Origin of the sequence: Erwinia sp. STN24 (genome assembly GCF_041320675.1) — a bacterium.
Lineage (GTDB): Bacteria > Pseudomonadota > Gammaproteobacteria > Enterobacterales > Enterobacteriaceae > Erwinia > Erwinia aeris.
This window is the reverse complement of the sequence record NZ_JBGGPM010000005.1, coordinates 292,194-318,094: the sequence shown is the minus strand read 5'-3', so window position 1 is coordinate 318,094 and position 25,901 is coordinate 292,194. Positions and strand designations below refer to the sequence as shown.

Annotated in this window: 22 protein-coding genes and 4 tRNA genes; 8 read left to right on the top strand and 18 right to left on the bottom strand. The window is 54.9% G+C overall.

Annotation, left to right across the window (positions count from 1 at the left end; all coding sequences use genetic code 11):
- Positions 1-27: 27 nt before the first annotated feature.
- From thiC to thiH, 6 genes are read left to right on the top strand one after another with little or no spacing between them, the layout of a single operon-like run.
- Positions 28-1,959 (top strand): phosphomethylpyrimidine synthase ThiC, encoded by a 1,932-nt coding sequence (gene thiC / locus ACA373_RS17975; RefSeq protein WP_253456266.1) that lies wholly within the window; start codon positions 28-30, stop codon positions 1,957-1,959.
- Positions 1,959-2,603, top strand: a complete 645-nt coding sequence (gene thiE / locus ACA373_RS17970; RefSeq protein WP_301253452.1) for a thiamine phosphate synthase — start codon at positions 1,959-1,961, stop codon at positions 2,601-2,603. The genes thiC and thiE overlap by 1 nt, the downstream gene beginning before the upstream one ends.
- Entirely contained in the window at positions 2,596-3,357 is a 762-nt protein-coding gene (locus ACA373_RS17965) for a HesA/MoeB/ThiF family protein (RefSeq protein WP_253461160.1), read from the top strand. Before thiE ends, ACA373_RS17965 begins: the two co-directional genes overlap by 8 nt.
- Positions 3,341-3,541, top strand: coding sequence for a sulfur carrier protein ThiS (thiS, locus tag ACA373_RS17960; protein ID WP_253456271.1), 201 nt, complete (start codon positions 3,341-3,343; stop codon positions 3,539-3,541). The genes ACA373_RS17965 and thiS overlap by 17 nt, the downstream gene beginning before the upstream one ends.
- Position 3,542: 1 nt before the next feature.
- Positions 3,543-4,319 carry a thiazole synthase gene (locus ACA373_RS17955; RefSeq protein ID WP_253456274.1) on the top strand — a complete coding sequence of 259 codons (777 nt, stop codon included), beginning with the start codon at positions 3,543-3,545 and terminating at the stop codon, positions 4,317-4,319.
- Entirely contained in the window at positions 4,316-5,437 is a 1,122-nt protein-coding gene (thiH, locus tag ACA373_RS17950) for a 2-iminoacetate synthase ThiH (protein ID WP_253456277.1), read from the top strand. The genes ACA373_RS17955 and thiH overlap by 4 nt, the downstream gene beginning before the upstream one ends.
- Positions 5,438-5,493: 56 nt before the next feature.
- On the opposite strand, the gene ACA373_RS17945 is transcribed toward thiH, so the two are convergent.
- Positions 5,494-6,522 (bottom strand): glycosyltransferase family 32 protein, encoded by a 1,029-nt coding sequence (locus ACA373_RS17945; RefSeq protein WP_253456279.1) that lies wholly within the window; start codon positions 6,520-6,522, stop codon positions 5,494-5,496.
- Between the two features lie 468 nt (positions 6,523-6,990).
- Here ACA373_RS17945 and ACA373_RS17940 point away from each other — a divergent pair, with 468 nt between their 5' ends.
- Positions 6,991-7,188, top strand: coding sequence for a DUF1127 domain-containing protein (locus ACA373_RS17940; RefSeq protein ID WP_370734919.1), 198 nt, complete (start codon positions 6,991-6,993; stop codon positions 7,186-7,188).
- Positions 7,189-7,913: 725 nt separating this feature from the next.
- On the opposite strand, the gene rpoC is transcribed toward ACA373_RS17940, so the two are convergent.
- The 14 genes from rpoC to ACA373_RS17870 form a co-directional block, all read right to left on the bottom strand.
- The gene (rpoC, locus tag ACA373_RS17935; protein WP_125290948.1) at positions 7,914-12,134 is read right to left on the bottom strand and encodes a DNA-directed RNA polymerase subunit beta'; all 4,221 of its coding nucleotides are present in this window, start codon (positions 12,132-12,134) and stop codon (positions 7,914-7,916) included.
- 77 nt (positions 12,135-12,211) lie between these two features.
- Positions 12,212-16,240 (bottom strand): DNA-directed RNA polymerase subunit beta, encoded by a 4,029-nt coding sequence (rpoB, locus tag ACA373_RS17930; protein WP_253456284.1) that lies wholly within the window; start codon positions 16,238-16,240, stop codon positions 12,212-12,214.
- 320 nt (positions 16,241-16,560) lie between these two features.
- Entirely contained in the window at positions 16,561-16,926 is a 366-nt protein-coding gene (rplL, locus tag ACA373_RS17925) for a 50S ribosomal protein L7/L12 (protein WP_253456287.1), read from the bottom strand.
- 59 nt (positions 16,927-16,985) lie between these two features.
- Positions 16,986-17,483, bottom strand: coding sequence for a 50S ribosomal protein L10 (rplJ, locus tag ACA373_RS17920; protein WP_125290945.1), 498 nt, complete (start codon positions 17,481-17,483; stop codon positions 16,986-16,988).
- Positions 17,484-17,897: 414 nt separating this feature from the next.
- Positions 17,898-18,602 carry a 50S ribosomal protein L1 gene (gene rplA / locus ACA373_RS17915; protein ID WP_125290944.1) on the bottom strand — a complete coding sequence of 235 codons (705 nt, stop codon included), beginning with the start codon at positions 18,600-18,602 and terminating at the stop codon, positions 17,898-17,900.
- A gap of 3 nt (positions 18,603-18,605) precedes the next feature.
- Entirely contained in the window at positions 18,606-19,034 is a 429-nt protein-coding gene (gene rplK, locus ACA373_RS17910; protein WP_125290943.1) for a 50S ribosomal protein L11, read from the bottom strand.
- Between the two features lie 163 nt (positions 19,035-19,197).
- Positions 19,198-19,743, bottom strand: a complete 546-nt coding sequence (nusG, locus tag ACA373_RS17905; protein ID WP_024966040.1) for a transcription termination/antitermination protein NusG — start codon at positions 19,741-19,743, stop codon at positions 19,198-19,200.
- A gap of 1 nt (position 19,744) precedes the next feature.
- Entirely contained in the window at positions 19,745-20,128 is a 384-nt protein-coding gene (gene secE / locus ACA373_RS17900; protein WP_253456291.1) for a preprotein translocase subunit SecE, read from the bottom strand.
- Between the two features lie 229 nt (positions 20,129-20,357).
- Entirely contained in the window at positions 20,358-21,542 is a 1,185-nt protein-coding gene (gene tuf, locus ACA373_RS17895) for an elongation factor Tu (protein WP_253456294.1), read from the bottom strand.
- 113 nt (positions 21,543-21,655) lie between these two features.
- Positions 21,656-21,731, bottom strand: a tRNA-Thr gene (locus ACA373_RS17890).
- A 6-nt stretch (positions 21,732-21,737) separates the two neighbouring features.
- Positions 21,738-21,812: transfer RNA gene (locus tag ACA373_RS17885), tRNA-Gly, on the bottom strand.
- A gap of 472 nt (positions 21,813-22,284) precedes the next feature.
- A tRNA-Tyr gene (locus ACA373_RS17880) sits at positions 22,285-22,369 on the bottom strand.
- Between the two features lie 12 nt (positions 22,370-22,381).
- Positions 22,382-22,457, bottom strand: a tRNA-Thr gene (locus tag ACA373_RS17875).
- Positions 22,458-22,474: 17 nt separating this feature from the next.
- Positions 22,475-22,711, bottom strand: a complete 237-nt coding sequence (locus ACA373_RS17870) for a hypothetical protein (protein ID WP_253456297.1) — start codon at positions 22,709-22,711, stop codon at positions 22,475-22,477.
- A gap of 208 nt (positions 22,712-22,919) precedes the next feature.
- Between ACA373_RS17870 and coaA the strand changes: the two genes are divergently transcribed.
- Positions 22,920-23,870, top strand: a complete 951-nt coding sequence (gene coaA / locus ACA373_RS17865; protein WP_253456300.1) for a type I pantothenate kinase — start codon at positions 22,920-22,922, stop codon at positions 23,868-23,870.
- Positions 23,871-23,905: 35 nt separating this feature from the next.
- Here the strand turns inward: coaA and ACA373_RS17860 are convergent, their stop codons facing one another.
- The 3 genes from ACA373_RS17860 to ACA373_RS17850 form a co-directional block, all read right to left on the bottom strand.
- Complete coding sequence (locus ACA373_RS17860) at positions 23,906-24,808, bottom strand: alpha/beta hydrolase (protein WP_370734918.1); 903 nt, start codon at positions 24,806-24,808, stop codon at positions 23,906-23,908.
- Positions 24,809-25,052: 244 nt separating this feature from the next.
- Positions 25,053-25,559: a TIGR00645 family protein gene (locus ACA373_RS17855; protein ID WP_125289362.1), complete on the bottom strand. Its 507-nt coding sequence runs from the start codon at positions 25,557-25,559 to the stop codon at positions 25,053-25,055.
- Positions 25,560-25,654: 95 nt separating this feature from the next.
- Positions 25,655-25,885, bottom strand: a complete 231-nt coding sequence (locus tag ACA373_RS17850) for a hypothetical protein (protein WP_370734917.1) — start codon at positions 25,883-25,885, stop codon at positions 25,655-25,657.
- Positions 25,886-25,901: the final 16 nt, after the last annotated feature.

Below are 25,901 nucleotides of genomic sequence, written 5' to 3'. Positions count from 1 at the left end.
AAATTTCCCTTAAGTCAGGAACTTGCTATGTCTACCCAGGTTAAGAAATCCAACCGCCGCGAACAGCGTGCTGAAGCGCAGCAGTTTATCGCTGCTTTACAGGGCACCGCTTTCCCCAATTCCAGACGCATTTATCTGACCGGTTCGCGAGCCGATCTGCGCGTTCCCATGCGTGAAATTCAGCTCTCGCCCACCCTGACCGGCGGCGGAAAAGACAATCCACAGTTTGAAGAAAACGAACCGGTGCCGGTTTACGATACCGCCGGCCCTTATGGCGATCCCGACGCCGCTATTGACGTGCGCGCCGGTATCGCCAGGCTGCGGGAAAGCTGGATTGCAGAGCGCGCCGATACGCAACCGATTGAGCAATTAAGCTCCGTTTATACGCAGCAGCGTCTGGCGGACGAAGGGCTTGATCATCTGCGCTTTGAGAATCTGCCGCGGCCGCGCCGCGCCCAGGCTGGTCGCCGCGTCACGCAGCTGCACTACGCGCGCCAGGGCATTATCACGCCGGAAATGGAATTTATCGCGCTGCGCGAAAACATGGGCCGCGAGCGCGTTCGCAGCGAGGTGCTGTTGCAGCAGCATCCGGGACAGGATTTTGGCGCGCGGCTGCCGGAAAATATCACCGCCGAGTTTGTTCGTCAGGAAGTGGCTGCCGGACGCGCGATTATCCCGGCCAATATCAACCATCCTGAATCGGAGCCGATGATTATCGGCCGCAATTTCCTGGTGAAGATCAACGCCAATATCGGCAACTCTGCGGTCAGTTCTTCGATTGAAGAAGAGGTCGAAAAGCTGGTCTGGTCGGCACGCTGGGGAGCGGATACGGTGATGGACCTCTCCACCGGGCGAAATATCCATGAAACCCGCGAGTGGATCCTGCGCAACAGCCCGCTGCCGATTGGTACGGTGCCGATCTATCAGGCGCTGGAAAAAGTCAACGGCGTGGCGGAAGACCTCAACTGGGAAATATTCCGCGACACGCTGCTGGAGCAGGCTGAACAGGGCGTGGATTACTTCACCATCCATGCCGGCGTGCTGCTGCGCTATGTGCCGATGACGGCGAAACGCCTGACCGGCATCGTTTCTCGCGGCGGCTCCATTATGGCGAAGTGGTGCCTGTCGCATCATCGTGAAAGCTTTCTCTACGAACGCTTCAGTGACATTTGCGAGATCTGCGCCGCTTACGACGTCTCGCTGTCGCTGGGTGACGGCCTGCGTCCTGGCTCAATACAGGATGCCAACGACGAGGCGCAGTTTGCCGAGCTGCGCACGCTGGGCGAGCTGACGAAAATCGCCTGGGAATATGACGTGCAGGTGATGATTGAAGGGCCGGGACACGTGCCGATGCAAATGATCAGACGCAATATGACCGAGCAGCTCGAACACTGCCACGAGGCGCCTTTCTATACGCTTGGCCCGCTGACTACCGATATCGCGCCTGGCTACGACCATTTTACCTCCGGCATCGGCGCGGCGATGATTGGCTGGTTCGGCTGCGCCATGCTCTGCTACGTTACGCCGAAAGAACATCTGGGCCTGCCGAATAAAGAAGATGTCAAACAAGGTTTGATTACCTACAAGATCGCGGCCCACGCGGCGGATCTTGCCAAAGGCCATCCCGGCGCGCAGATCCGTGACAACGCCATGTCGAAAGCGCGTTTTGAATTCCGCTGGGAAGATCAGTTCAACCTGGCGCTGGATCCGCATACCGCACGCGCTTTCCACGATGAAACGCTGCCGCAGGAGTCCGGTAAGGTTGCCCACTTCTGCTCCATGTGCGGCCCGAAATTCTGCTCGATGAAAATCACCCAGGAAGTCCGCGAATACGCAGCAAAACAGGAAGCGGAAGCAGAGCCGATAGCGATCGGCATGGCGGAGATGTCAGAGACGTTCCGCCGTCGTGGCGGCGAGCTTTACCATGCCATGGATGCCTTAACGCAGGAGGAAAAATAATGAGCCGTAGCGCTTTTCCCCTGACGGCAGCCAGGCTGGGGCTTTATCCGGTGGTGGACAGCGTCATCTGGATCGAGCGTTTGCTGGCGGCTGGCGTGCGCACTATCCAGCTGCGCATTAAAGATCTGCCGGAAGCGGCGGTGGAACAGGATATCGCCGCGGCCATCGAGTTGGGTAAACGCTATCAGGCCCGTCTGTTTATCAACGATTACTGGCGGCTGGCGATTCAGCATGGCGCCTATGGCGTACACCTGGGCCAGGAAGATCTGGCTATTGCCGATCTGGATGCGATCCACCGCGCCGGGCTGCGGCTGGGGTTATCCACGCATGATGACGCGGAACTGGATCGCGCGCTGGCCGAGCGCCCATCCTACATCGCGCTGGGACACGTCTTTCCTACGCAAACTAAAGCTATGCCCTCTTCACCTCAGGGGCTTCAGGAGCTGAAGCGGCATGTCGGGCGCCTGCAGAACGTCTCAACCGTGGCTATCGGCGGTATCTCGCTGGCGCGGGCGCCAGACGTGCTGGCAACCGGCGTCGGCAGTATCGCCGTGGTCAGTGCCATTACCCAGGCGGCAGACTGGCAGGCCGCCACCGCGCAGCTGCTGGCGCTGGCAGGAAGCGGAGGGCCGCTTGATGCTTAGCGACGGCGATTTTATGCGTTACAGCCGCCAGCTGCTGCTGGAGGAGTTTGGCCCGCAGGCGCAGGAAAAGCTGCTGGCGGCCAGCGTGCTGATTGTCGGCCTGGGCGGCTTAGGCTCGCCGGCTGCGACGTATCTTGCCGCAGCCGGCGTGGGCAAGCTGCTGCTGGCCGATGACGACAGGGTGCATATCAGCAATTTGCAGCGTCAAATCCTCTACCGCAGCAGCGATATCGGCCAGCCAAAGGCCACGCTGGCGAAGGATCGTTTGCAGGCGCTGAATCCTCAGGTCGAGTTTATAGCGCTTGAGCAGCGTATGGATGCCGCCACGCTGCAGGAAACGGCGCAGCGGGTCGATCTGGTGCTGGACTGCAGCGACAACATGCAGACGCGTCACGCCGTGAATGCCGCCTGCGTCGCAGCCAGCACGCCGCTGATCAGCGCCAGCGCGGTCGGTTTCGGCGGCCAGCTGCTGGCGATCACCCCGCCTTTCCGGCGTGGCTGCTACTGCTGCCTGTGGCCCGATAAAGCGGAGCCGCAGCGCAACTGCCGCACCGCAGGCGTACTCGGCCCGGTGGTCGGCGTGATGGGCACGCTGCAGGCGCTGGAAGCGTTGAAGATGCTGGCCGGCCAGCCGTCGGCGCTGGACGGCAAGCTGCGGCTGTTTGACGGCAAAACGCAGGCCTGGCGCACGCTTGACCTTGAGCGCAGCCCCGGCTGCCCGGTATGCGGAGGCCATCGTGAACATCATCATTAATGATGAGCCGCACGTTTTTGTCGCGCCGCTGACGCTGACCGCGCTGCTGGCGCAGCTTGCCCATAGCCACTCTGGCACCGCGCTGGCTGTCAATCAGCAGATTGTGCCGCGGGATCGCTGGGACACTCATCTTTTACAGGAAGGCGACAACCTGGTGATTTTCCAGGCTATCGCCGGAGGTTAATATGCTACAGATTGCTGATAAAACCTTTTTTTCCCGGCTGTTTACCGGCACAGGTAAGTTCTCCAGCCCTGCCGTGATGCTCAATGCACTTCGGGAATCCGGCACGCAGCTGGTGACAATGGCGATGAAACGCGTGGATTTACGCGGCGGCGACGACGGCATTCTGGCGCCTTTACGTCAGCTGGGCGTGCAGCTTCTTCCCAATACTTCCGGCGCGAAAACCGCCGAGGAAGCCATTTTTGCCGCGCGCCTGGCGCGGGAAGCGCTGGGCACGAGCTGGGTGAAGCTGGAAATCCATCCCGACGTGCGTTATCTGCTGCCCGATGCCGTCGAAACGCTGAAGGCGGCGGAAACCCTGGTGCGGGAAGGCTTCACCGTGCTGCCCTACTGCCATGCCGATCCGGTACTGTGCAGAAGGCTTGAAGAAGCGGGCTGTGCCGCCGTGATGCCGCTTGGCGCGCCGATTGGCAGCAATCAGGGGCTGAAAACCCGGGATTTGCTGACGATTATTATCGAGCAGGCCAGCGTCCCGGTGGTGATTGACGCAGGCATTGGCGCGCCCAGCCACGCCAGCGAAGCGCTGGAAATGGGCGCCGATGCGGTGCTGGTGAATACCGCCATGGCCTCTGCTCGCGATCCTGTGCAGATGGCGCGCGCTTTCCGCCTCGCTGTAGAAGCGGGCGAACTGGCGCGGCAAAGCGGCCTGGGCAGTCAGCAGCAGCAGGCCGTCGCCACCAGCCCGCTGACCAGCTTTTTGCAAAGCGGAGTGACGCCATGAAAAGCTTCGTCTCACAGTGGGAGCAGCTGGACTGGGACGATATCCGCCTGCGCATCAACAGCAAAACTTCGGCTGACGTGAAACGGGCGCTGAATGCGTCTGTCGTTGGCCGCGAGGAGCTGATGGCGCTGCTTTCGCCTGCCGCGCAGGCCTGGCTGGAACCGATGGCCCGTAAGGCGCAATTGTTGACGCGCCAGCGCTTCGGCCATGCCGTAAACCTCTTCGTTCCGCTTTATCTCTCCAACCTGTGCGCCAACGACTGCACCTATTGCGGCTTCTCTATGAGCAACCGGATCAAGCGTAAGACGCTGGATGCGCAGGAGATCGAGCGCGAGTGCCTGGCGATCCGGGCGATGGGCTTCGATCAGCTGCTGCTGGTCACCGGTGAGCATCAGGCGAAAGTTGGGATGGATTATTTTCGCCGTCATCTTCCCGCCATCCGCGCGCATTTCAGCTCGCTGATGATGGAAGTGCAGCCGCTGGGCCAGCAGGAGTATGCGGAGCTGAAAACGCTGGGGCTGGATGGCGTGCTGGTCTATCAGGAAACCTATCATCCAACGGTGTATGGTCAGCACCATCTGAAAGGCAACAAGCAGGACTTTTTCTTTCGCCTGGAAACGCCGGACAGGCTGGGACGCGCGGGGATCGATAAGATCGGGCTGGGCGCGCTGATCGGCCTTTCTGACAGCTGGCGCGCCGACTGTTATATGATGGCGGAACATCTGCTTTGGCTACAGAAAACGTACTGGCAAAGCCGCTATTCAGTGGCTTTCCCTCGCTTGCGCCCCTGCGCTGGCGGCATTCAGCCTGCTTCAGTCATGGATGAGGCCCAGCTGGTACAGGTTATCTGCGCGTTTCGTCTGTTTGCGCCGGAAGTGGAGCAGTCGCTGTCAACGCGCGAATCGCCGCAGTTCCGTGACAAGGTGGTGCCGCTGGCGATCAATACGATCAGCGCTTTCTCAAAAACGCAGCCTGGCGGCTACGCCGAGACGCAAAGCGAGCTGGAACAGTTCTCGCCGCACGATAATCGCCATCCGCGGCAGGTAGCCGAAGCGCTGATCCGCGCCGGCATGCAGCCGGTCTGGAAAGACTGGGACAGCTGGCTGGGAAGAGCCTGAGCGCCTGCGCTACCGGGACCGAGAAGACCTGCGTCTCCTGCCTGGTTCAGAGGAGCCTAAGCGCCTGCGCTACCGGATATGCCGGGCATCGGCATATCCGGCATGTCCGGCATTCTGTCCGGCGCATCCGCAAACAGCACCTGTCCCAACAGGCTGTCTTTATTTACCGCGCCATAGCGTAAATTGGTGCTAAGGTATTTTCGATCCAGCCCGGTCAGCTTAACGATAGGCGGCAGAACATCCGGCAGGCGATCGATCATCAGCATCCGGCTAAGCTGTACGGCGTCCCAGCTTACCAGACGCTGATAATAAAGCGCGTTGGCCTCGCACTTTCTTAAATAAAGGTTGTACTCATTATATTCACGCAGCGCCTGCTGCTGCGTAATATTCAGAATAAGGTATTGCGGATCGGTAATTTTCTGTACCAGTTCCTGATAATTGGGCAGCTGTTGCAGCTGCTTAAACATGTCTGCCGCGCCCAGCGTAATAATCGGGCGGAAATAGCGCAGCCAGCTTGCAATAAACGGGTTCTTTTTCGGGGCGGCCATAAACCAGGTTTCAATCACCGGATAGCGCCGATCGACAGTGGAGACATCGCGATAAAAGGCGACCATGTCATAACGGCTGTTGCCGTTGACCGCCAGAAATTCATCCAGCGTGCGGTTTAGTATTACGCTTGCATCCATCCAAACGCCGCCATATTTATACAGCAGCTCCAGGCGAATAACGTCGCTTCTGTGGGCAACCAGCATGTCCTGCCGCGTAAAGACCAGCTCCGGCAGATAGTGCGACAGATTACTGTCATTCACTACCGTTACTGACCAGTCCGGGTTCTCTCGCGCAACCTTATCAACAAAGCTCTGGATTTCCTTTGGCAGCGTCGAGCCGGCCCAGAACATCCAGACCCGTTCAGGAATTTCGCCGGGCGTTCTGTTATGAATAACGATATCCATATCCTGTTCCAGAGCAGGATTGTATTCCGCTAATTTTTTCCTTTTTAATAAGGCTTTTTCTATACGCAGGCGTAGCGAAACCGCATTTTTCAGCGCCGGGCGCACCATGGCCTTTATCTTATTTTTATTCATAATACCTCACAGCAGCTGGCTGACAGTGCTGAGCGACAAATGGAAAGCGCGGCGTATCCGGCAGCGGGAATTTGTATTAATTTAGCAAGGTGAGATAAACATCTCAATATTAAGACATTGCCATTAATAGATTTAAGAGAAAGCTCAGGGAAGAAATGAGAAGCAAAAATATAAATCAATGAAGATTTAAAATAGCCACCTGTGAAAAATCTTATAAATAAAAAATTAGTTTTCGCTTACTTTTTATTTTTTAACGTAAAAATGAATGCGCCTGATAAATATGCGGCACGACTTCCATAAATCCACTCTTGTTATGACTGGCCCTGTTAAAGCTGCCAGAATCGCTGCCGACGCTGGAGAAAAAGCGTCCGGGCCCGTCAGTTTTCCCTCGCGGGCCCGCCTCTTGCTACTTCACCAACAAATCAGGTAGCGCCGCTTCGATAGCCGCCCTGCGGACGGGTAAAGCAGATGCCACAGGAAAATATTGTAAGACGGCGGCGAGCAGCTTTTAAAGCATCGCCCTTTGTACTGATGTTCAGCCTGGCGCGGCGGCTCTGGCTGGCCTGGCGACAGGAGATATACAGCCGTAAAATATTAGCGCGATTAAGCGATGCGCAGCTGAAAGATATCGGGTTAACCGGCGATGACATTAAGCGATACAGGTAAAACGGGTCAGCCGAACCACGGATGCAGGGTATTCAGTAATAAAAAACCCCGCCAGCGCGGGGTTCTTTATTTCAGAAGAGGATTGCCGTCCTGCTCTGAAAGGTACTGATGGTATGCGAATACAAGTCAACCACCCGGTCAATATATCGTCATAAAGTATAAAAAACCAGCGTATTTTTATCCAATTTTTAGTACTTGATGATTCTGCATGCTTCGTCACTTGTCGCATGTAATAACCTGGAACAACTTCTTTCTTACTGCGTGATAACTCGCATCTCTTCAATAATAAAATGTTGTTCATTGTCGTAGCTGTTATCGTTGCGTCGGGGCCGTTTCACCTGTTGCCGCAGGGCACCGGACTCAGGGAACGGGTTCTGTGATACCGCGAAAAACAAGTCAATCACACTGCTTGTTTCGTTTGCAGCGTTCCGGTGGGCAGTAGACGATAGCGGTTCCTGAGAAGGGAATCTTCCATGAAAAAACGCCACGGACTTTTTTTAGTCACGTTATTCATGGCGCTGATGTTAAGCGGAAAAGGAGCCTGGCAAATTCACCTGTCGAATATCCATATCCTGTTTAACGTAAATCAGAGCAGTCAGGCCGCAAGCCGCTCTCCGGGGCGGATTTTTTACGGCCACATCCCGACGCTGACTGACCCATCCTCAAATTTCAGGCATAAAAAAACCCCACCGAAGTGGGGTTTTTACGGTCAGCAGGAAAGACGATTAATCGTCGTTGCCGCCCAGACCCGCGTTCAGCAGTTCTGCCAGGCTGGCAGACGCTTCGTCGGCCGTGACCTGAGGAACTACAGGCGCTTCGCCTGCCGCTTTACGGCGCATACGATCCTGGTGATAAGCGTAACCGGTACCGGCTGGGATCAGACGACCCACGATTACGTTCTCTTTCAGGCCGCGCAGTTCGTCGCGTTTGCCCGCAACGGCTGCTTCGGTCAGTACGCGCGTCGTTTCCTGGAAGGAAGCGGCGGAGATGAAGGACTCGGTCGCCAGTGACGCTTTGGTGATACCCAGCAGATCGCGCATATAGGTCGCTGCGATTTTGCCGTTGGCTTCCAGCTCACGGTTAGAAATCTTAACGCGTGAAACTTCAACCTGCTCGCCGTCCAGGAAGTCGGAGCTGCCCGCGCTTGCAATGGTTGCTTTACGCAGCATCTGACGAACGATGACTTCGATGTGCTTATCGTTAATCTTAACGCCCTGCAGGCGGTAAACTTCCTGCACTTCGTTAGTGATGTAACGGGTCACCGCATGCACGCCACGCAGACGCAGAATGTCATGTGGAGACTCTGGGCCATCGGAAACCACGTCACCGCGCTCTACGCGTTCACCTTCGAACACGTTCAGCTGACGCCATTTCGGGATCATCTCTTCGTACGGATCGCTACCGTCAACCGGCGTAATCACCAGACGACGCTTGCCTTTGGTCTCTTTACCGAAGGAGATAATACCGCTGATCTCCGCCAGGATTGCTGGCTCTTTCGGACGACGCGCTTCGAACAGGTCAGCAACGCGTGGCAGACCACCGGTGATGTCCTTGGTACCGCCGGATTCCTGCGGAACACGAGCCAGGGTATCACCCGAGCTGATTTTCACGCCGTCTTCCAGCTGCACAATCGCTTTACCCGGCAGGAAGTACTGAGCAGGCATATCGGAGCCTGGGATCATCACATCATTGCCGTTGGCATCAACGATTTTCAGCGCAGGACGCAGATCTTTACCGCCGGACGTACGCTCTGCGCTGTCCAGGATCACCAGAGAAGACAGACCGGTCAGGTCATCCGTCTGGCGGGTAATGGTCTGGCCGTCGATCATGTCGGTAAAGCGGACGAAACCGCTCACTTCGGTGATAACCGGCATGGTGTGCGGATCCCAGTTTGCTACGGTCTCGCCCGCTGCAACCTGCTCGCCGTCGCCTTTCGCCATGGTAGAACCGTAAGGAACCTTATAGCTCTCTTTGGTACGACCGAATTCATCGATCATTTTCAGCTCGGTGTTACGCGAGGTGATAACCAGTTTGCCAGCGGAGTTGGTAACCGACTTGGCGTTAGAGAGTTTAATGGTACCTTTGTTCTTCACCTGAATGCTGGATTCAGCAGCCGCACGCGATGCCGCACCACCGATGTGGAACGTACGCATGGTCAGCTGAGTACCCGGCTCACCGATGGACTGTGCTGCGATAACGCCGATGGCCTCACCTTTGTTGATGATGTGACCACGCGCCAGATCGCGTCCATAACAGTGGGCGCACACGCCGAAGTCAGTTTCACAACTTACTACGGAGCGGACTTTCAGGCTGTCGACAGAATGCTCTTCCAACAGGTCACACTGCTGTTCGTGCAGCAGGGTGTTGCGTGGCAGCAGGATGTCGGCCGTACCCGGCTTCAGCACGTCTTCTGCGGTAACACGACCCAGTACGCGTTCGCGCAGCGGTTCTTTCACGTCGCCACCTTCGATAACCGGAGTCATCATGATGCCTTCGTGCGTGCCACAGTCGTCCTCGGTCACCACCAGATCCTGCGCTACGTCTACCAGACGACGAGTCAGGTAACCGGAGTTCGCGGTTTTCAGTGCGGTATCCGCAAGACCTTTACGAGCACCGTGGGTCGAGATGAAGTACTGGAGTACGTTCAGACCTTCACGGAAGTTCGCGGTAATTGGCGTCTCGATGATGGAGCCATCTGGCTTAGCCATCAGGCCACGCATACCGGCCAGCTGACGGATCTGCGCAGCAGAACCACGAGCACCGGAGTCGGCCATCATAAAGATGCTGTTGAAGGAAACCTGGCGCTCTTCCTCACCGTCACGGTTAATGACGACTTCGGTAGAGAGGTTTTCCATCATCGCTTTCGCAACGCGTTCGTTGGCCGCAGCCCAGATATCGATCACTTTGTTGTAGCGTTCGCCCGCGGTAACCAGACCAGACTGGAACTGCTCCTGGATCTCGGCCACTTCGGTTTCCGCTTCGCTGATGATCTCAACTTTTTTCTCTGGGATCACCATGTCGTCGATACCTACAGACGCACCAGAGCGTGCCGCGTAGGCAAAACCGGTGTACATGGTCTGGTCAGCAAAGATAACCGTTGGCTTCAGGCCCAGGATGCGGTAACAGGTGTTCAGCATCTTGGAGATCGCTTTCTTACCCAGCGCCTGGTTGACGATGGAGTAAGGCAGGCCTTTCGGCACGATCATCCACAGGATGGCACGACCAACCGTGGTATCGATCAGGCTGGTTTTTGAGGTCCATTCGCCCTGCTCGTTTTTCTCGTGCTCGGTGATACGCACCTTAACGCGAGCGTGCAGAGACGCCAGGCCAGCGCGGTAAATACGCTCGGCTTCTTTTGGACCGGTCAGCACCATGCCTTCGCCTTTGGCGTTAACACAGTCGCGGGTCATGTAGTACAGACCCAGTACAACGTCCTGAGAAGGAACGATGATTGGTTCGCCGTTCGCAGGTGACAGGATGTTGTTGGTAGACATCATCAGCGCACGCGCTTCCAGCTGGGCTTCCAGCGTCAGCGGCACGTGAACAGCCATCTGGTCACCATCGAAGTCGGCGTTATAAGCCGCACAGACCAGCGGGTGCAGCTGGATAGCTTTACCTTCGATCAGCACTGGCTCAAATGCCTGGATGCCCAGACGGTGCAGCGTTGGCGCACGGTTCAGCAGGACCGGGTGTTCGCGGATCACTTCATCCAGGATATCCCAGACGACAGCTTCTTCACGCTCAACCATTTTCTTGGCGGCTTTGATGGTGGTAGCAAGACCACGCAGCTCCAGCTTGCCGTAGATAAACGGTTTGAACAGCTCCAGCGCCATTTTCTTCGGCAGACCACACTGGTGCAGACGCAGGTATGGCCCTACGGTGATAACGGAACGACCAGAGTAGTCGACGCGTTTACCCAGCAGGTTCTGACGGAAACGACCCTGTTTACCTTTGATCATATCGGCCAAAGATTTCAGAGGACGCTTGTTGGAGCCGGTGATGGCACGACCGCGACGACCGTTATCCAGCAGCGCATCGACCGCTTCCTGCAGCATACGTTTTTCGTTACGTACGATGATGTCAGGTGCGGCCAGATCCAGCAGGCGCTTCAGACGGTTGTTACGGTTGATAACGCGACGATACAGATCGTTCAGATCTGAAGTAGCGAAACGACCGCCGTCCAACGGCACCAGCGGACGCAGATCCGGCGGCAGTACAGGCAGCACGGTCAGGATCATCCACTCTGGCTTGTTGCCAGACTGCACGAACGCTTCCAGCAGCTTGATACGCTTGGTCAGCTTTTTACGCTTGGTTTCGGAATTGGTTTCGTTCAGCTCTTCACGCAGCTGCTCGCATTCCTGCTCCAGATCCATGTTTTTCAACAGGGCCTGAACCGCTTCCGCACCCATTTTCGCGTCGAATTCGTCACCGAACTCTTCCAGCGCGTCCAGATACTGCTCTTCGGTCAGGATCTGACGGCGCTCAAGGTTGGTCATGCCGCCTTCAACCACCACATAGGATTCGAAGTACAGCACGCGTTCGATGTCACGCAGCGGCATATCCAGCAGCAAACCGATGCGCGAAGGCAGCGATTTCAGGAACCAGATGTGCGCAGTCGGCGAAGCCAGCTCGATGTGGCCCATACGCTCACGACGAACTTTGGTCTGTGTAACTTCAACGCCACACTTCTCACAGATCACGCCGCGATGTTTTAAACGCTTGTACTTACCGCACAGGCATTCGTAATCTTTTACCGGCCCGAAAATACGCGCACAGAAAAGCCCGTCACGTTCTGGTTTGAACGTACGGTAGTTAATGGTTTCTGGCTTTTTAACTTCACCAAAAGACCAGGAACGGATCATGTCTGGCGAAGCCAGCGCAATTTTGATCGCATCAAACTCTTCGGTCTTAGTTTGCGCTTTCAGAAACTTAAGTAAGTCTTTCACGGATTAGCTCCCGTCGGAGTGAGACTTCTCAGGACGCCCGGGGCCGGGCGTCCTGTAACCAGTACAAATTCGAGTGCTTACTCGTCTTCCAGCTCGATGTTAATACCCAGCGAGCGGATCTCTTTCAACAGTACGTTGAAGGATTCCGGCATGCCCGGTTCCATCTGATGGTTGCCGTCAACGATGTTTTTATACATCTTGGTACGGCCGTTGACGTCATCAGACTTCACGGTCAGCATTTCCTGCAGGGTATAGGCGGCGCCGTATGCTTCCAGCGCCCACACTTCCATCTCACCGAAGCGCTGTCCACCGAACTGCGCCTTACCACCCAGCGGCTGCTGAGTAACGAGGCTGTAAGAACCGGTAGAACGCGCGTGCATCTTGTCATCCACTAAGTGGTTGAGTTTCAGCATGTACATGTAGCCAACGGTAACCTGACGCTCAAACTGCTCGCCGGTACGGCCATCAAACAGGGTAATCTGACCGGAAGAAGGCAGGCCGCCGAGCTGCAGCAGCTCTTTGATCTCGCTCTCTTTCGCGCCGTCAAACACTGGCGTGGCGATTGGCATACCTTTTTTCAGGTTCTCTGCCAGACGCAGTACTTCGTCATCGCTGAAGGTATTCAGGTCTACTTTCTGACGCACGTCGGTGCCCAGATCGTAAGCGCGCTGAATAAACTCACGCAGTTTGGAGACTTCTTCCTGCTTTTTCAGCATGGCGTTGATTTTCTCGCCGATGCCTTTAGCAGCCATACCCAGGTGGGTTTCAAGAATCTGACCAATGTTCATACGTGACGGTACGCCCAGCGGGTTCAGTACGATATCGACCGGCGTGCCGTTCTCATCGTATGGCATATCTTCGATCGGGTTGATCTTGGAGATAACACCTTTGTTCCCGTGACGACCTGCCATTTTGTCACCAGGCTGGATCTGACGTTTAACGGCCAGATACACTTTAACGATTTTCAGCACGCCAGGTGCCAGGTCATCGCCCTGAGTGATTTTGCGGCGTTTCGCTTCGAGTTTCTTCTCAAACTCGTGCTTCAGCTCGTCGTACTGCTCCGCCAGCTGCTCCAGCTGACTCTGTTTTTCTTCGTCGGTCAGGCCGAGTTCCAGCCAGCGCTCGCGCGGCAGCTTGTCCAGTTTTTCCGCTTCCACGCCGCCGGAAACCAGCAGGTAGTTGATACGGCTGAACAGGCCGGCTTCGAGGATCTGCAGTTCTTCAGACAGGTCTTTCTTCGCCTGCTTCAGCTGCATCTCTTCGATTTCCAGCGCGCGCTTGTCTTTTTCCACGCCATCGCGGGTAAAGACCTGCACGTCGATAACGGTACCGGACACGCCGTTTGGTACGCGCAGAGAAGAGTCTTTAACGTCAGACGCTTTCTCACCGAAGATGGCACGCAGCAGTTTCTCTTCTGGCGTCAGCTGGGTTTCGCCTTTAGGCGTCACCTTACCAACCAGAATGTCGCCGCCGGTCACTTCCGCACCGATATAAACGATACCGGATTCATCCAGTTTGGAGAGCGCAGCTTCACCCACGTTAGGGATATCAGCAGTGATCTCTTCCGGCCCCAGCTTGGTGTCGCGAGACACACAGGCGAGTTCCTGAATATGGATAGTGGTGAAGCGATCTTCCTGTACCACGCGCTCGGAGACCAGAATGGAGTCTTCGAAGTTGTAGCCGTTCCACGGCATGAACGCGACGCGCATGTTCTGACCCAGCGCCAGCTCGCCCAGATCCGTTGAAGGACCATCGGCCAGCACGTCACCGCGCTCGATTGGCTCGCCCAGGTTGACACACGGCATCTGGTTGATGCAGGTGTTCTGGTTAGAACGGGTGTACTTGGTCAGGTTGTAAATGTCGATACCGGCTTCGCCCGGGTACATCTCGTCTTCGTTAACTTTAATAACGATACGGGACGCATCCACGTACTGAACGGTACCACCACGTTTCGCTACGGCTGTTACACCGGAGTCAACCGCTACCGCGCGTTCCATACCGGTACCAACCAGCGGCTTGTCAGCGCGCAGAGTCGGAACCGCCTGACGTTGCATGTTTGCACCCATCAATGCGCGGTTGGCGTCATCGTGCTCCAGGAACGGGATCAGGGACGCACCGACGGAAACCACCTGCTGGGTGGAAACGTCCATGTAGTCAACCTGGTCGCGGCTGAACAGGCTCGATTCGCCTTTGCTACGGCAGGTCACCAGGTCGTCTACGAAGTGACCTTCGTCGTCGAGGTTGGTGTTTGCCTGAGCGATAACGTAGTTACCCTCTTCAATCGCAGAGAGGTAATGAATTTCGTCGGTCACCACGCCTTCGCGAACGCGACGGTATGGGGTTTCCAGGAAACCGTACTCGTTGGTCTGCGCATAAACAGACAGGGAGTTGATCAGACCGATGTTTGGACCTTCAGGCGTTTCGATTGGGCACACGCGACCGTAGTGAGTCGGGTGAACGTCTCGAACTTCAAAGCCTGCACGCTCACGCGTCAGACCGCCCGGGCCAAGTGCAGAGATACGACGCTTGTGCGTAATCTCAGACAGTGGGTTGTTCTGGTCCATAAACTGTGACAGCTGGCTGGAACCAAAGAACTCTTTCACTGCCGCAGAAATCGGCTTGGCGTTGATCATATCCTGAGGCATCAGGGTATCGAGATCGCCCAGGGAAAGACGTTCTTTCACCGCACGCTCAACACGGACCAGACCTACACGGAACTGGTTTTCAGCCATTTCGCCGACGGAACGGATACGACGGTTGCCGAGGTGGTCGATATCATCCACTTCGCCAATACCGTTACGGATACCGATGAGCTTCTTCATCACTTCAATGATGTCGTCTTTGCTCAGGATACCGGAACCTTCGATCTCGTCACGCAGCAGAGAACGGTTGAACTTCATACGGCCAACCGCTGACAGATCGTAGCGGTCTTCCGAGAAGAACAGGTTCTCGAACAGGTTTTCAGCCGCTTCACGCGTTGGCGGTTCGCCAGGACGCATCATGCGGTAGATCTCAACCAGCGCGCTCAGGCGATCGGTGGTTGGGTCGACGCGTACGGTCTCAGAGATGTACGGGCCGTGATCCAGATCGTTGGTAAACAGCGTTTCAATGCGCTTGTGGCCGGACTGGCTCAGCTTGGCCAGCAGATCCAGCGACAGCTCCATGTTCGCGGCAACGATCAGTTCGCCGGTGCTTTCGTCGATGTAATCTTTAGCGACGACTTTACCCGCGATATATTCAACCGGAACTTCGATGTGCTCAACGCCATCTTTTTCCAGCTGACGAATGTGGCGTGCTGTAATGCGACGGCCTTTCTCAACGTAAATAGTACCGTTGGCTTCGATATCGAAGGAGGCAGTCTCACCGCGCAGGCGCTCAGGCACCAGTTCCATCTGCAGCTTGTTGTTGCGGATCTCATACACCACTTTATCGAAGAACAGGTCAAGGATCTGCTCAGTGGTGTAGTTCAGCGCGCGCAGAATGATGGTCGCTGGCAGCTTACGGCGACGGTCAATACGAACGAACAGGTTGTCTTTCGGGTCAAACTCGAAGTCTAACCAGGAACCACGGTAAGGGATGATGCGTGCGTTATACAGCACTTTGCCCGACGAGTGGGTTTTACCCTTATCGCTGTCAAAGAAGACACCAGGACTACGATGCAGCTGAGAAACGATAACGCGTTCTGTACCGTTGATCACAAAGGTACCGTTATCGGTCATGAGCGGAATTTCGCCCATGTACACTTCCTGCTCTTTGATGTCTTTAACGGTGCCTTCCGGCGCTTCACGCTCGTAGATCACCAGGCGCAGTTTTACGCGCAAAGGGGCAGAATACGTGACGCCACGGATCTGACACTCTTTAACATCAAAGACGGGTTCGCCTAAACGGTAGCTGACGTACTGCAGCTCAGAGTTACCGCTATAGCTTTGGATAGGGAATACGGAACGGAATGCCGCTTCCAGACCATATTGACCTTCCGGATCTTGCTCGATGAACTTCTGGAACGAGTCAAGCTGGATAGAAAGGAGATAAGGAATGTCCAGAACCTGCGGACGTTTTCCAAAATCCTTACGAATGCGTTTTTTCTCGGTATAGGAGTAAACCATAGGGTTCCTCAGCTCGCTGAAAAGTAGAACCTCTCTGTCCGTCCAGGGGGGACAGTTCATGCAACACTATTTTGTTGGGCCGGAATGAACATCTTCCGTAATACCTCTTTCTATCACTCTTAAATCATTTCGTTGCCGTGCAAGGCAGGGAACCCTGCGGGGAAGCAATATATTAAGGCGTCGATAGAAAAAGACATTAAGCAAATCAGTGACTAAACGGTGTGAAACGCCACTGACGCTCTACAGCGCAAAAAGGCTGGTGACCAAAAAGTCACCAGCCGTCAGCCTGATTAACTCAGGCTGCAACCTGAAAGGTTGGCTTATTTAACTTCAACTTCTGCGCCAGCTTCTTCCAGAGATTTCTTCAGAGCTTCTGCGTCGTCTTTGCTGATGCCTTCTTTCAGGGCAGCAGGTGCAGACTCAACCAGGTCTTTAGCTTCTTTCAGGCCCAGACCAGTTGCGCCACGTACGGCTTTGATTACGGCAACTTTGTTAGCGCCGATAGCTTTCAGTACAACGTCGAACTCAGTTTTTTCTTCAGCAGCTTCAGCCGGGCCTGCAGCAACAGCTACAGCAGCAGCAGCAGAAACGCCGAATTTTTCTTCCATAGCGGAAACCAGCTCAACAACGTCCATTACAGACATAGCCGCTACTGCTTCCAGAATTTGATCTTTAGTGATAGACATGACAATTGTTCCTGTGAATCAGAAATAGTTTATACGTTAAAGTGCAACGGGCAAAAAGCTTAAGCAGCTTCTTTCGCGTCGCGTACGGCAGCCAGGGTGCGGACCAGTTTGCCTGCAGCGGCTTCTTTCATGGTCGACATCAGACGTGCCAGCGCTTCTTCGTAAGTTGGCAGAGTTGCCAGACGGTCGATATTCGCCGCCGTGATCAGCTCACCTTCAAAGGCCGCAGCTTTGACCTCAAATTTTGCATTCGCTTTCGCGAACTCTTTGAACAGACGAGCAGCAGCGCCCGGGTGTTCCATAGAGTATGCAATCAGGGTCGGACCAACAAACGTGTCTTTCAGGATCTCAAACTGAGTTCCTTCAACGACGCGGCGCAGCAGGGTGTTGCGAACAACACGCATGTAAACGCCAGCTTCACGACCTGCTTTACGCAGTTCAGTCATTTTGTCTACGGTCACGCCGCGGGAATCCGCAACTACCGCAGACAGCGCGCCTTTGGCTACTTCGGTGACTTCAGCAACAATCGCTTGTTTGTCTTGAAGATTTAATGCCATTAGCTTTTGCTCCTGGATTTTGACCGGGGAAGGATTCCCCCGGAACTCACATCACCTGCGACCGAAGTCAGCAGGCGCTCAAACACGGTGAGCAGAATCCAGCAAAGACTATAAAAATATTCTTCAGGTTCTGTCACCGTCTACGCAGGAAATTAAGTTCCTTTCGAAACACCTGCGGTCTTGGACGGAGGCCTGGATAAGGCCAGGCTCCAACCGAAAATTCTGTCTATTCTGCGTCATTCGGATACTGCGTTGGCCGCTCTCGTTCACACCAGTTACATAGCGGGCTATGCTCCCGGCGATTCACTGCTTTGCCGCCTTGTCTCGGTCCGATTGACTTAAATAGAGGTTCTGTATATTTACAGAACAACGGGCCAAAGATTCTAGTCGAAAATTTCGCCCGCGTAAAGCAGATTAGTTAGCTACAGCGTTCAGGCCAGCCTGATCAACTGCCACACCCGCACCCATAGTGGTGGAGATGCTAACTTTCTTGATGAAAACGCCTTTCGCCTGAGAAGGTTTCGCTTTTTTCAGCGCAACCAGCAGGGCTTCCAGGTTTTCTTTCAGCTTATCGGACTCGAAATCAACCTTACCGATAGTGGTATGGATGATGCCGTTTTTGTCGTTACGATAGCGAACCTGGCCCGCTTTAGCGTTTTTAACCGCTTCAGCAACGTTTGGCGTTACGGTGCCAACTTTCGGGTTTGGCATCAGACCGCGTGGGCCCAGAACCTGGCCCAGCTGGCCAACAACGCGCATCGCATCCGGAGAGGCGATAACCACGTCAAAGTTCATTTCGCCTTTTTTGATCTGGTCAGCCAGATCTTCCATACCTACCAGCTCTGCGCCAGCCGCTTTAGCAGCTTCAGCGTTTGCGCCCTGGGTAAATACGGCAACGCGTACTGAACGACCGGTACCGTGTGGCAGTACGGTTGCACCGCGCACGTTCTGGTCAGATTTACGAGCATCAATGCCCAGGTTTACTGCTACGTCAACGCTTTCTACGAACTTGGCCGTTGCCAGTTCCTTCAGCAGAGCGACAGCTTCGTTGATGTCATACTGTTTAGTTGCATCAACTTTGTCACGGATCACGCGCATGCGCTTGGTCAGCTTAGCCATTTCTTAGTCCTCTACCACCAGGCCCATGGAACGAGCAGTACCTTCGATTGAGCGAGTCATCGCTTCAACGTCAGCACCAGTCATGTCCGCAGCTTTGGTTTCTGCGATTTCACGTACCTGAGCGCGTGATACTTTACCTACTTTGTCTTTGTTCGGCTTGCCGGAACCAGACTTGATACCCGCCGCTTTCTTCAGCAGTACAGCTGCCGGAGGCGTTTTGGTAACGAAGGTGAAAGAACGGTCAGAATAAACGGTAATAACAACCGGGATCGGCAGACCTTTCTCAACGGATTCTGTTTTGGCGTTAAACGCTTTACAGAATTCCATGATGTTAACGCCCTGCTGACCCAGTGCCGGACCTACTGGCGGACTTGGGTTTGCCATACCGGCTGCAACCTGCAGCTTGACGTAGGCTTGTACTTTCTTAGCCATGATAATTCCTCTATTGGGTTCAATCGCTCGGCAAAGAGCTCCCCGTAATTAATATTCACGCGCTGTAGCAGCGCATAAAAACAAAAGGCGCGAAATTGTAGGGCAATTTCGCGCCTTCCGCAACCGTTATTCTGGTTATCGGCTTACATTTTATGCAGGCCGATCAGCCTTTCTCAACCTGTCCAAAGTCCAGCTCAACCGGCGTAGCGCGGCCAAAGATGGAAACGGAAACTTTCAGGCGGCTTTTTTCATAATCCACTTCTTCCACCACACCGTTGAAGTCGGCAAACGGACCGTCGTTAACGCGGACCATTTCACCTGGTTCAAACAGGGTTTTCGGACGTGGCTTATCGCCAGCAGACTGCAGGCGGTTCATGATCGCGTCGACTTCTTTATCGCTAATAGGTGCCGGACGATCGGATGTACCACCAATGAAACCCATGACACGCGGCACGCTGCGCACTAAGTGCCAGCTTGCATCGTTCATGACCATTTGTACCAGAACATAGCCCGGGAAGAACTTGCGTTCGCTTTTGCGACGCTGACCGCCACGGATTTCAACCACTTCTTCGGTTGGCACCATGACGTCGCCAAAAAGCTCTTCCATGTTATGTAATTTGATATGCTCGCGCAGCGACTGGGCTACACGGCCTTCAAAGCCGGAAAACGCCTGAACGACGTACCAGCGCTTTTTTGGAGCTTCAGACATCTCAGAACCTCAGGCCAGTGATAAACGATACCAGACGGACCAGAATACCATCCAGTCCCCACAAAATCAGTGACATCACGGCAGTAACCGCGGCAACGATTAACGTGGTATGCAACGTTTCCTGACGAGTCGGCCAAATAACCTTGCGAACTTCTGTGCGCGCTTCGCGGGCAAAAGCCAGGGTTGCTTTGCCCTTCGTCGTCAGCAGCGCAATGCCACCTGCTGCTGCGATCAGGATTACAACGGCCAGCGCGCGCAGCGGGAGGGTGACTTCACGATAGTAGTAGTTGCCAACCACGGCCACGAGCAGCAGCAGCGCCACCACTAACCACTTTACCGTTTCCAGTCCACGCCCGCTCCCTTGAGCTTCGGTATTAGCACTCATAAACCAACCTGCCACAATAGATCAGAAACTATTTTGCCCCGTAATACGCGGCAACCGAACCGAATAATGCGCTCAGGCGAAACTCGGCATATAACGCCGTGCTACAGAGCCTGCCTCAGCAATGATTATGGTTGAAAATCACTGATGAGCCAGGTTCTATGTTACAGCGTGCAAAAAGGGCATCAAATGATGCCCTCTTCTTGTGCGTTGCGTCAAATATTATCAGCGATTAAGCGATAACTTTAGCAACAACACCCGCGCCAACGGTACGACCACCTTCGCGGATTGCGAAACGCAGACCGTCGTCCATTGCGATTGGGTGGATCAGGGTAACAACCATTTTGATGTTGTCGCCTGGCATAACCATCTCAACGCCTTCCGGCAGTTCGATGGTACCGGTCACGTCAGTTGTACGGAAGTAGAACTGTGGACGGTAGCCTTTGAAGAACGGAGTATGACGGCCGCCTTCGTCTTTGGACAGGATGTAAACCTCAGACTCGAACTGAGTGTGTGGCTTGATGGTGCCTGGCTTAGCCAGAACCTGGCCACGCTGGATATCTTCGCGCTTGATACCGCGCAGCAGGATACCACAGTTCTCGCCCGCACGACCTTCGTCCAGCAGCTTACGGAACATCTCAACGCCGGTACAGGTTGATTTCACGGTATCTTTGATACCAACGATTTCAACTTCTTCGCCGACTTTAACGATACCGCGCTCTACACGACCGGTAACAACGGTACCACGACCGGAGATGGAGAATACGTCTTCGATTGGCAGCAGGAACGGCTTGTCGATTGCGCGCTCTGGTTCCGGGATGTAGTTATCCAGGTGACCGGCCAGCTCGATGATTTTCGCTTCCCACTCGGCGTCGCCTTCCAGCGCTTTCAGCGCGGAACCGTGAACGATTGGGGTGTCGTCGCCAGGGAAGTCGTACTGTGACAGCAGGTCACGTACTTCCATCTCAACCAGCTCCAGCAGCTCTTCGTCATCAACCATGTCACACTTGTTCAGGAACACGATGATGTAAGGAACGCCAACCTGACGGCCCAGCAGGATGTGCTCACGGGTCTGCGGCATTGGGCCGTCAGTCGCAGCAACAACCAGGATAGCGCCGTCCATCTGCGCAGCACCGGTGATCATGTTTTTCACATAGTCGGCGTGGCCAGGGCAGTCAACGTGCGCGTAGTGGCGAGACGGGGTGTCATATTCAACGTGAGAAGTGTTGATGGTGATACCACGAGCTTTTTCTTCTGGCGCGTTATCGATCTGGTCGAATGCACGAGCAGAACCGCCGTAGGTTTTAGCCAGAACGGTGGTGATAGCAGCAGTCAGGGTAGTTTTACCGTGGTCAACGTGGCCGATAGTACCAACGTTGACGTGCGGTTTGGAACGTTCAAATTTTTCTTTAGACATCGCTTGTCCCTCTAAGACACGGATAAATCGGTGATATCACCACATCAACCAGGCATTGCCTGAACTGTTGAATTTTAACGCACAGAGAAGAATCAGGGAGGGAGATTTAGAAGTGGTGCTGATACCCAGAGTCGAACTGGGGACCTCACCCTTACCAAGGGTGCGCTCTACCAACTGAGCCATATCAGCACGGCTTGGAGCGGGCAGCGGGAATCGAACCCGCATCATCAGCTTGGAAGGCTGAGGTAATAGCCATTATACGATGCCCGCATCCTGGAACTCGGCTACCTGTTCTGTCTGTAGCTTGTGAACAACAGAAACGCTTTTCTGCTCTTCGAGTCAACCCGCATTTGCTTGATGACTCCGACTGTGCTTGAGCTCAGTCTAAAATCTGTTGATGAACGCTGTTGCTTTCATCTGGCTTCAGCCGTTAAACGTCAGGACTGAATAGGTGCTTCTTTACAGGAAGGATTCACGTCACTGCGTTCCGTGCCCTTCGGTTCAAACCTTCGAGGTCGAAGCTTCTCGTCCTTCCCCGTGGGGAAGCTGACAGAGTCTGCTTTAACGCCGAACCAACATAAGTTGGCAGTAGTTCAAACTACTTTGTACTTCTGTACAGGAAGGATTCACGTCACTGCGTTCCGTGCCCTTCGGGTCGAACCTTCGAGGTCGAAGCTTCTCATCCTTCCCCGTGGGGAATCTGGAAGTTTCTGCCTCTCATTAACATCGCGAACGATATTAATGGTGGTGGGGGAAGGATTCGAACCTTCGAAGTCGATGACGGCAGATTTACAGTCTGCTCCCTTTGGCCGCTCGGGAACCCCACCTGGGGTACTTGATGGTGCCGGCTACCGGAATCGAACTGGTGACCTACTGATTACAAGTCAGTTGCTCTACCAACTGAGCTAAGCCGGCATCAAGTGGTGCGCATTCTAGGAAGTGTGGCGGCGGGATGCAACAAAAAAATTGCGATAAAAGTTCTTATGGCTGTTATTTGTGCAATTCTTCGCAAAATCTTGCTGCCCGTCAACGGAACCGTACAAAGAAGCGACGATATTGCTATTTTTTAGCCAGCGCAAAAGCGGCGATTTCTTTCTCTGTTTGTCCAGCAGCATTCCCCTGGCGCCTGCGCAAAGCGAATCGGCTGCTGTTTTCGCTGTCGTTTTCATAAAGCGCGCGTTTATTTTTCAATAAATGCGGCCGCCGTTACGTTTGCGTTGGTCGTTTTTATTTTTCCTTCTGATTCCGCCCCGTCTGGTGTTAACCTCCTGCCCATTGTTTTCTGAAATTTACCTTAGTTACGCGAGCGGCAGCAGCGGACAGCGTCTTCTCTGCGCACGCCACAACAGGCAAGTTCTTGCTGGCAGAAGCATGTATATGAGTAAAAAAGAATCCTTGTTGACCACACCCTATCTGCAATTTAACCGTTCGCAATGGGCCGCGCTGCGTGATTCCGTGCCGATGACCCTGAGCAAAGAAGAAATTGCCCGGCTCGAGGGGATAAACGAAGATCTTTCTCTTAATGAGGTCGCGGAGATCTATCTGCCGTTATCGCGTCTGCTTAACTTCTATATCAATTCCGATTTACGCCGTCAGGCGGTGCTGGAGCAGTTCCTGGGCACCAATGGCCAGAAGATCCCCTATATCATCAGTATCGCCGGCAGCGTGGCCGTAGGGAAAAGCACCACGGCTCGCGTGTTGCAGGCGCTGCTGAGCCGCTGGCCGGAGCATCGTCGCGTCGAGCTGATTACCACGGACGGGTTTTTGCACCCCAACGAGGTGTTAAAAGAGCGCGGCCTGATGAAGAAAAAGGGCTTTCCGCAATCTTACGATATGCATCGCCTGGTGAATTTCGTCTCCGCCCTCAAGTCTGGTGCCGCTCAGGTCACCGCACCGGTCTATTCGCATTTGATCTACGATGTTATTCCTGACGGCGACAAGGTCGTGCAGCAGCCGGATATTTTGATCCTGGAAGGGCTGAACGTGCTGCAAAGCGGTATGGATTACCCGCACGATCCGCATCACGTTTTTGTTTCCGATTTCGTCGACTTCTCTATCTATGTGGACGCGCCGGAAGATCTGCTGCGCCACTGGTACATTAATCGCTTCCTGAAGTTCCGTCAGGGCGCGTTTACCGATCCGGATTCCTACTTCCATCACTACGCAAAGCTGCCTGAAGACGAGGCCGTAGGCATCGCCACGCAGCTGTGGGAGGAGATTAATCTGATGAATCTGAAAGAGAATATCCTGCCGACTCGCGAAAGAGCCAGCCTGATCATGACCAAAAGCACCGACCATGCGGTCGATCTGGTACGGCTCAGAAAATAGCCTGCCAGACGGCGCCACGGAAGGCGCCAAAGCATTTACCGACGTCCCGCCAGCCAGATAGCGTAAGCCTCATCCCAGATAGCCGCAGGCGTCCCCGCCCTTCCCAGACCAAAACCATGTCCGCCTCGCGTAATTTTGATCTGTTCGACCGGCACGCCCATGCGCCGACAGGCGTCGTGCATAATCTGCGTGTTGTGCGGATTTGAGGTGCGATCGTCGTCCGCCTGGGCCAGAAAGGTAGGTGGGAAGCTACGCGTAACGTAATTTTCCACCGACCAGCCCGCCTCATCCGCTGGCGAAGCGTTTTTTCCGACGATTTCGCTGTGAGTACGCGTATGGGTGTAAGGCGCTTCCAGCGTGATCACCGGATAAATCAGGGCAACGCTGTCCGCGACCGGCGCAATCTGATCCAGCGTATCCTGCGGCGCATAGGTTACGAAACCAGGCCGCGCCGCCGACATGCCCATCAGGTGGCCGCCAGCGGAAAAGCCCAGCAGATGTACTTTCCGCTCCATCGAGCGCACCAGCCTGATTGCGCGCTGTGCATCCTGAAAGGGCGCGAGCCGTCCCGCGTGCCATTTTTCGTGCGGCAGCCGATAGCTCAGCACGTAGGCCGTATAGCCACGGGCATTCAGCCAGCGCGCCACCGGCCAGGCTTCGCCGCCCATGCCGATCCAGCGATAGCCGCCGCCCGCCGCGATCAGTACCGCCGAGCCGTTAGGCTCCTGCGGCTGAAAGCGCTGAATAGCGGGACTGACGATATTCGACCAGGCGCCGCTGGCGGACACATGCAGATTGCCGCCCGGCCCGCCCCCGCCCCCGCCCGGCGGCTCGTCCGGCCACAGGGGAATAATGTCTTCTCTGGCAAACAGTTTTCCGGCGGTCATCGCCAACATGGCTGCGCCGGTGCCCATTATTAACCGGCGTCGACTAATCATCTGACATGGTTTTCCTTGGTAACATAAACGCGCCGCGCTCCGTGCCGACGCAGCGCTCTTCGCTAAGACATGCAAAGCGGAGGCCAGAAACGGGCAGGCAGAAGGAGGCGAAGCGGACGAATAATTCTTTATCGGCAAGAAGAACCGCTTTTTTATGCGATTTGCCGGTCGGGAGGCAAGTGAAATTCGCGGCGGGCGCTAAATAACGGCAGGATTGCCCGGAGCCGCTCCGGGCAAAGCGCAATCAGTGCAGGGCGTTTTTATCTTTACGGGACATCGCGTCCAGATAGCCCATCACAAAGGCGGACAGCACAAACGTCAGATGAATAATGACGTACCACATCAGCTTGTTATCAGGAATATTGCGCGCATCCATAAACACGCGCAGCAGATGAATAGAAGAGATCGCCACAATAGAGGCCGCCACTTTATTCTTCAGCGAGCCGGAATCCATTTTCCCCAGCCAGCTCAGCTTCTCTTTGTGCTCGGAGATATCCAGCCTGGAAACGAAGTTTTCATAGCCGGAGAGCATCACCATCACCAGCAGGCCGCCAACCAGCGTCAGGTCAATCATCGACAGCAGCACCAGCACCAGATCGTTTTCCGCCATAGCCAGCACGTTGGGCAGCAGATGAAAAACTTCCTGGAAGAACTTGATCGCCAGCGCCAGCAGGCCCAGCGACAGCCCGAGATAAATAGGTGCCAGCAGCCAGCGCGAGGCGTAAATAAGATTTTCAGTAAGACGTTCCATAGCATTCCATAAGCAGGTTAACACGAGCGGTAGTATACCTGATGGAATGTTAAATTTTTCACGGCACAGGCCTGCACCGGGGGAATTTTACGGATTTACTCCGTTGGCTCGGTCAGTATGCCTGCCGAGGCGGGTTCAAGCACCCGGCGCGCCTGCCGGTCAATGCTGCCGATGCCCAGCGCCAGTTCATCGCCGGCCCGGACAAGCGGTAAGCAAAAACCCGGCTCGCACGCCGTGGTCGTCTGAACGCCCGCTGGCCGAGCGGGAACGGCAGCAAAACCGGTCCCGCTTATCGCCAACGCGATAAGAAAAGCATATTTTTTCATAGGGTATTTATTCAGA

What these genes read in the sequence shown, in the direction of transcription:
- thiC (WP_253456266.1), top strand. Translation starts at nt 28, where the DNA reads ATGTCTACCCAGGTTAAGAAATCCAACCGCCGCGAACAGCGTGCTGAA.
- thiE (WP_301253452.1), top strand. Translation starts at nt 1,959, where the DNA reads ATGAGCCGTAGCGCTTTTCCCCTGACGGCAGCCAGGCTGGGGCTTTAT.
- ACA373_RS17965 (WP_253461160.1), top strand. Translation starts at nt 2,596, where the DNA reads ATGCTTAGCGACGGCGATTTTATGCGTTACAGCCGCCAGCTGCTGCTG.
- ACA373_RS17955 (WP_253456274.1), top strand. Translation starts at nt 3,543, where the DNA reads ATGCTACAGATTGCTGATAAAACCTTTTTTTCCCGGCTGTTTACCGGC.
- thiH (WP_253456277.1), top strand. Translation starts at nt 4,316, where the DNA reads ATGAAAAGCTTCGTCTCACAGTGGGAGCAGCTGGACTGGGACGATATC.
- ACA373_RS17945 (WP_253456279.1), bottom strand. Translation starts at nt 6,522, where the DNA reads ATGAATAAAAATAAGATAAAGGCCATGGTGCGCCCGGCGCTGAAAAAT.
- ACA373_RS17940 (WP_370734919.1), top strand. Translation starts at nt 6,991, where the DNA reads ATGCCACAGGAAAATATTGTAAGACGGCGGCGAGCAGCTTTTAAAGCA.
- rpoB (WP_253456284.1), bottom strand. Translation starts at nt 16,240, where the DNA reads ATGGTTTACTCCTATACCGAGAAAAAACGCATTCGTAAGGATTTTGGA.
- rplL (WP_253456287.1), bottom strand. Translation starts at nt 16,926, where the DNA reads ATGTCTATCACTAAAGATCAAATTCTGGAAGCAGTAGCGGCTATGTCT.
- rplJ (WP_125290945.1), bottom strand. Translation starts at nt 17,483, where the DNA reads ATGGCATTAAATCTTCAAGACAAACAAGCGATTGTTGCTGAAGTCACC.
- rplA (WP_125290944.1), bottom strand. Translation starts at nt 18,602, where the DNA reads ATGGCTAAGCTGACCAAGCGCATGCGCGTGATCCGTGACAAAGTTGAT.
- rplK (WP_125290943.1), bottom strand. Translation starts at nt 19,034, where the DNA reads ATGGCTAAGAAAGTACAAGCCTACGTCAAGCTGCAGGTTGCAGCCGGT.
- nusG (WP_024966040.1), bottom strand. Translation starts at nt 19,743, where the DNA reads ATGTCTGAAGCTCCAAAAAAGCGCTGGTACGTCGTTCAGGCGTTTTCC.
- secE (WP_253456291.1), bottom strand. Translation starts at nt 20,128, where the DNA reads ATGAGTGCTAATACCGAAGCTCAAGGGAGCGGGCGTGGACTGGAAACG.
- tuf (WP_253456294.1), bottom strand. Translation starts at nt 21,542, where the DNA reads ATGTCTAAAGAAAAATTTGAACGTTCCAAACCGCACGTCAACGTTGGT.
- ACA373_RS17870 (WP_253456297.1), bottom strand. Translation starts at nt 22,711, where the DNA reads ATGAAAACGACAGCGAAAACAGCAGCCGATTCGCTTTGCGCAGGCGCC.
- coaA (WP_253456300.1), top strand. Translation starts at nt 22,920, where the DNA reads ATGAGTAAAAAAGAATCCTTGTTGACCACACCCTATCTGCAATTTAAC.
- ACA373_RS17860 (WP_370734918.1), bottom strand. Translation starts at nt 24,808, where the DNA reads ATGATTAGTCGACGCCGGTTAATAATGGGCACCGGCGCAGCCATGTTG.
- ACA373_RS17855 (WP_125289362.1), bottom strand. Translation starts at nt 25,559, where the DNA reads ATGGAACGTCTTACTGAAAATCTTATTTACGCCTCGCGCTGGCTGCTG.
- ACA373_RS17850 (WP_370734917.1), bottom strand. Translation starts at nt 25,885, where the DNA reads ATGAAAAAATATGCTTTTCTTATCGCGTTGGCGATAAGCGGGACCGGT.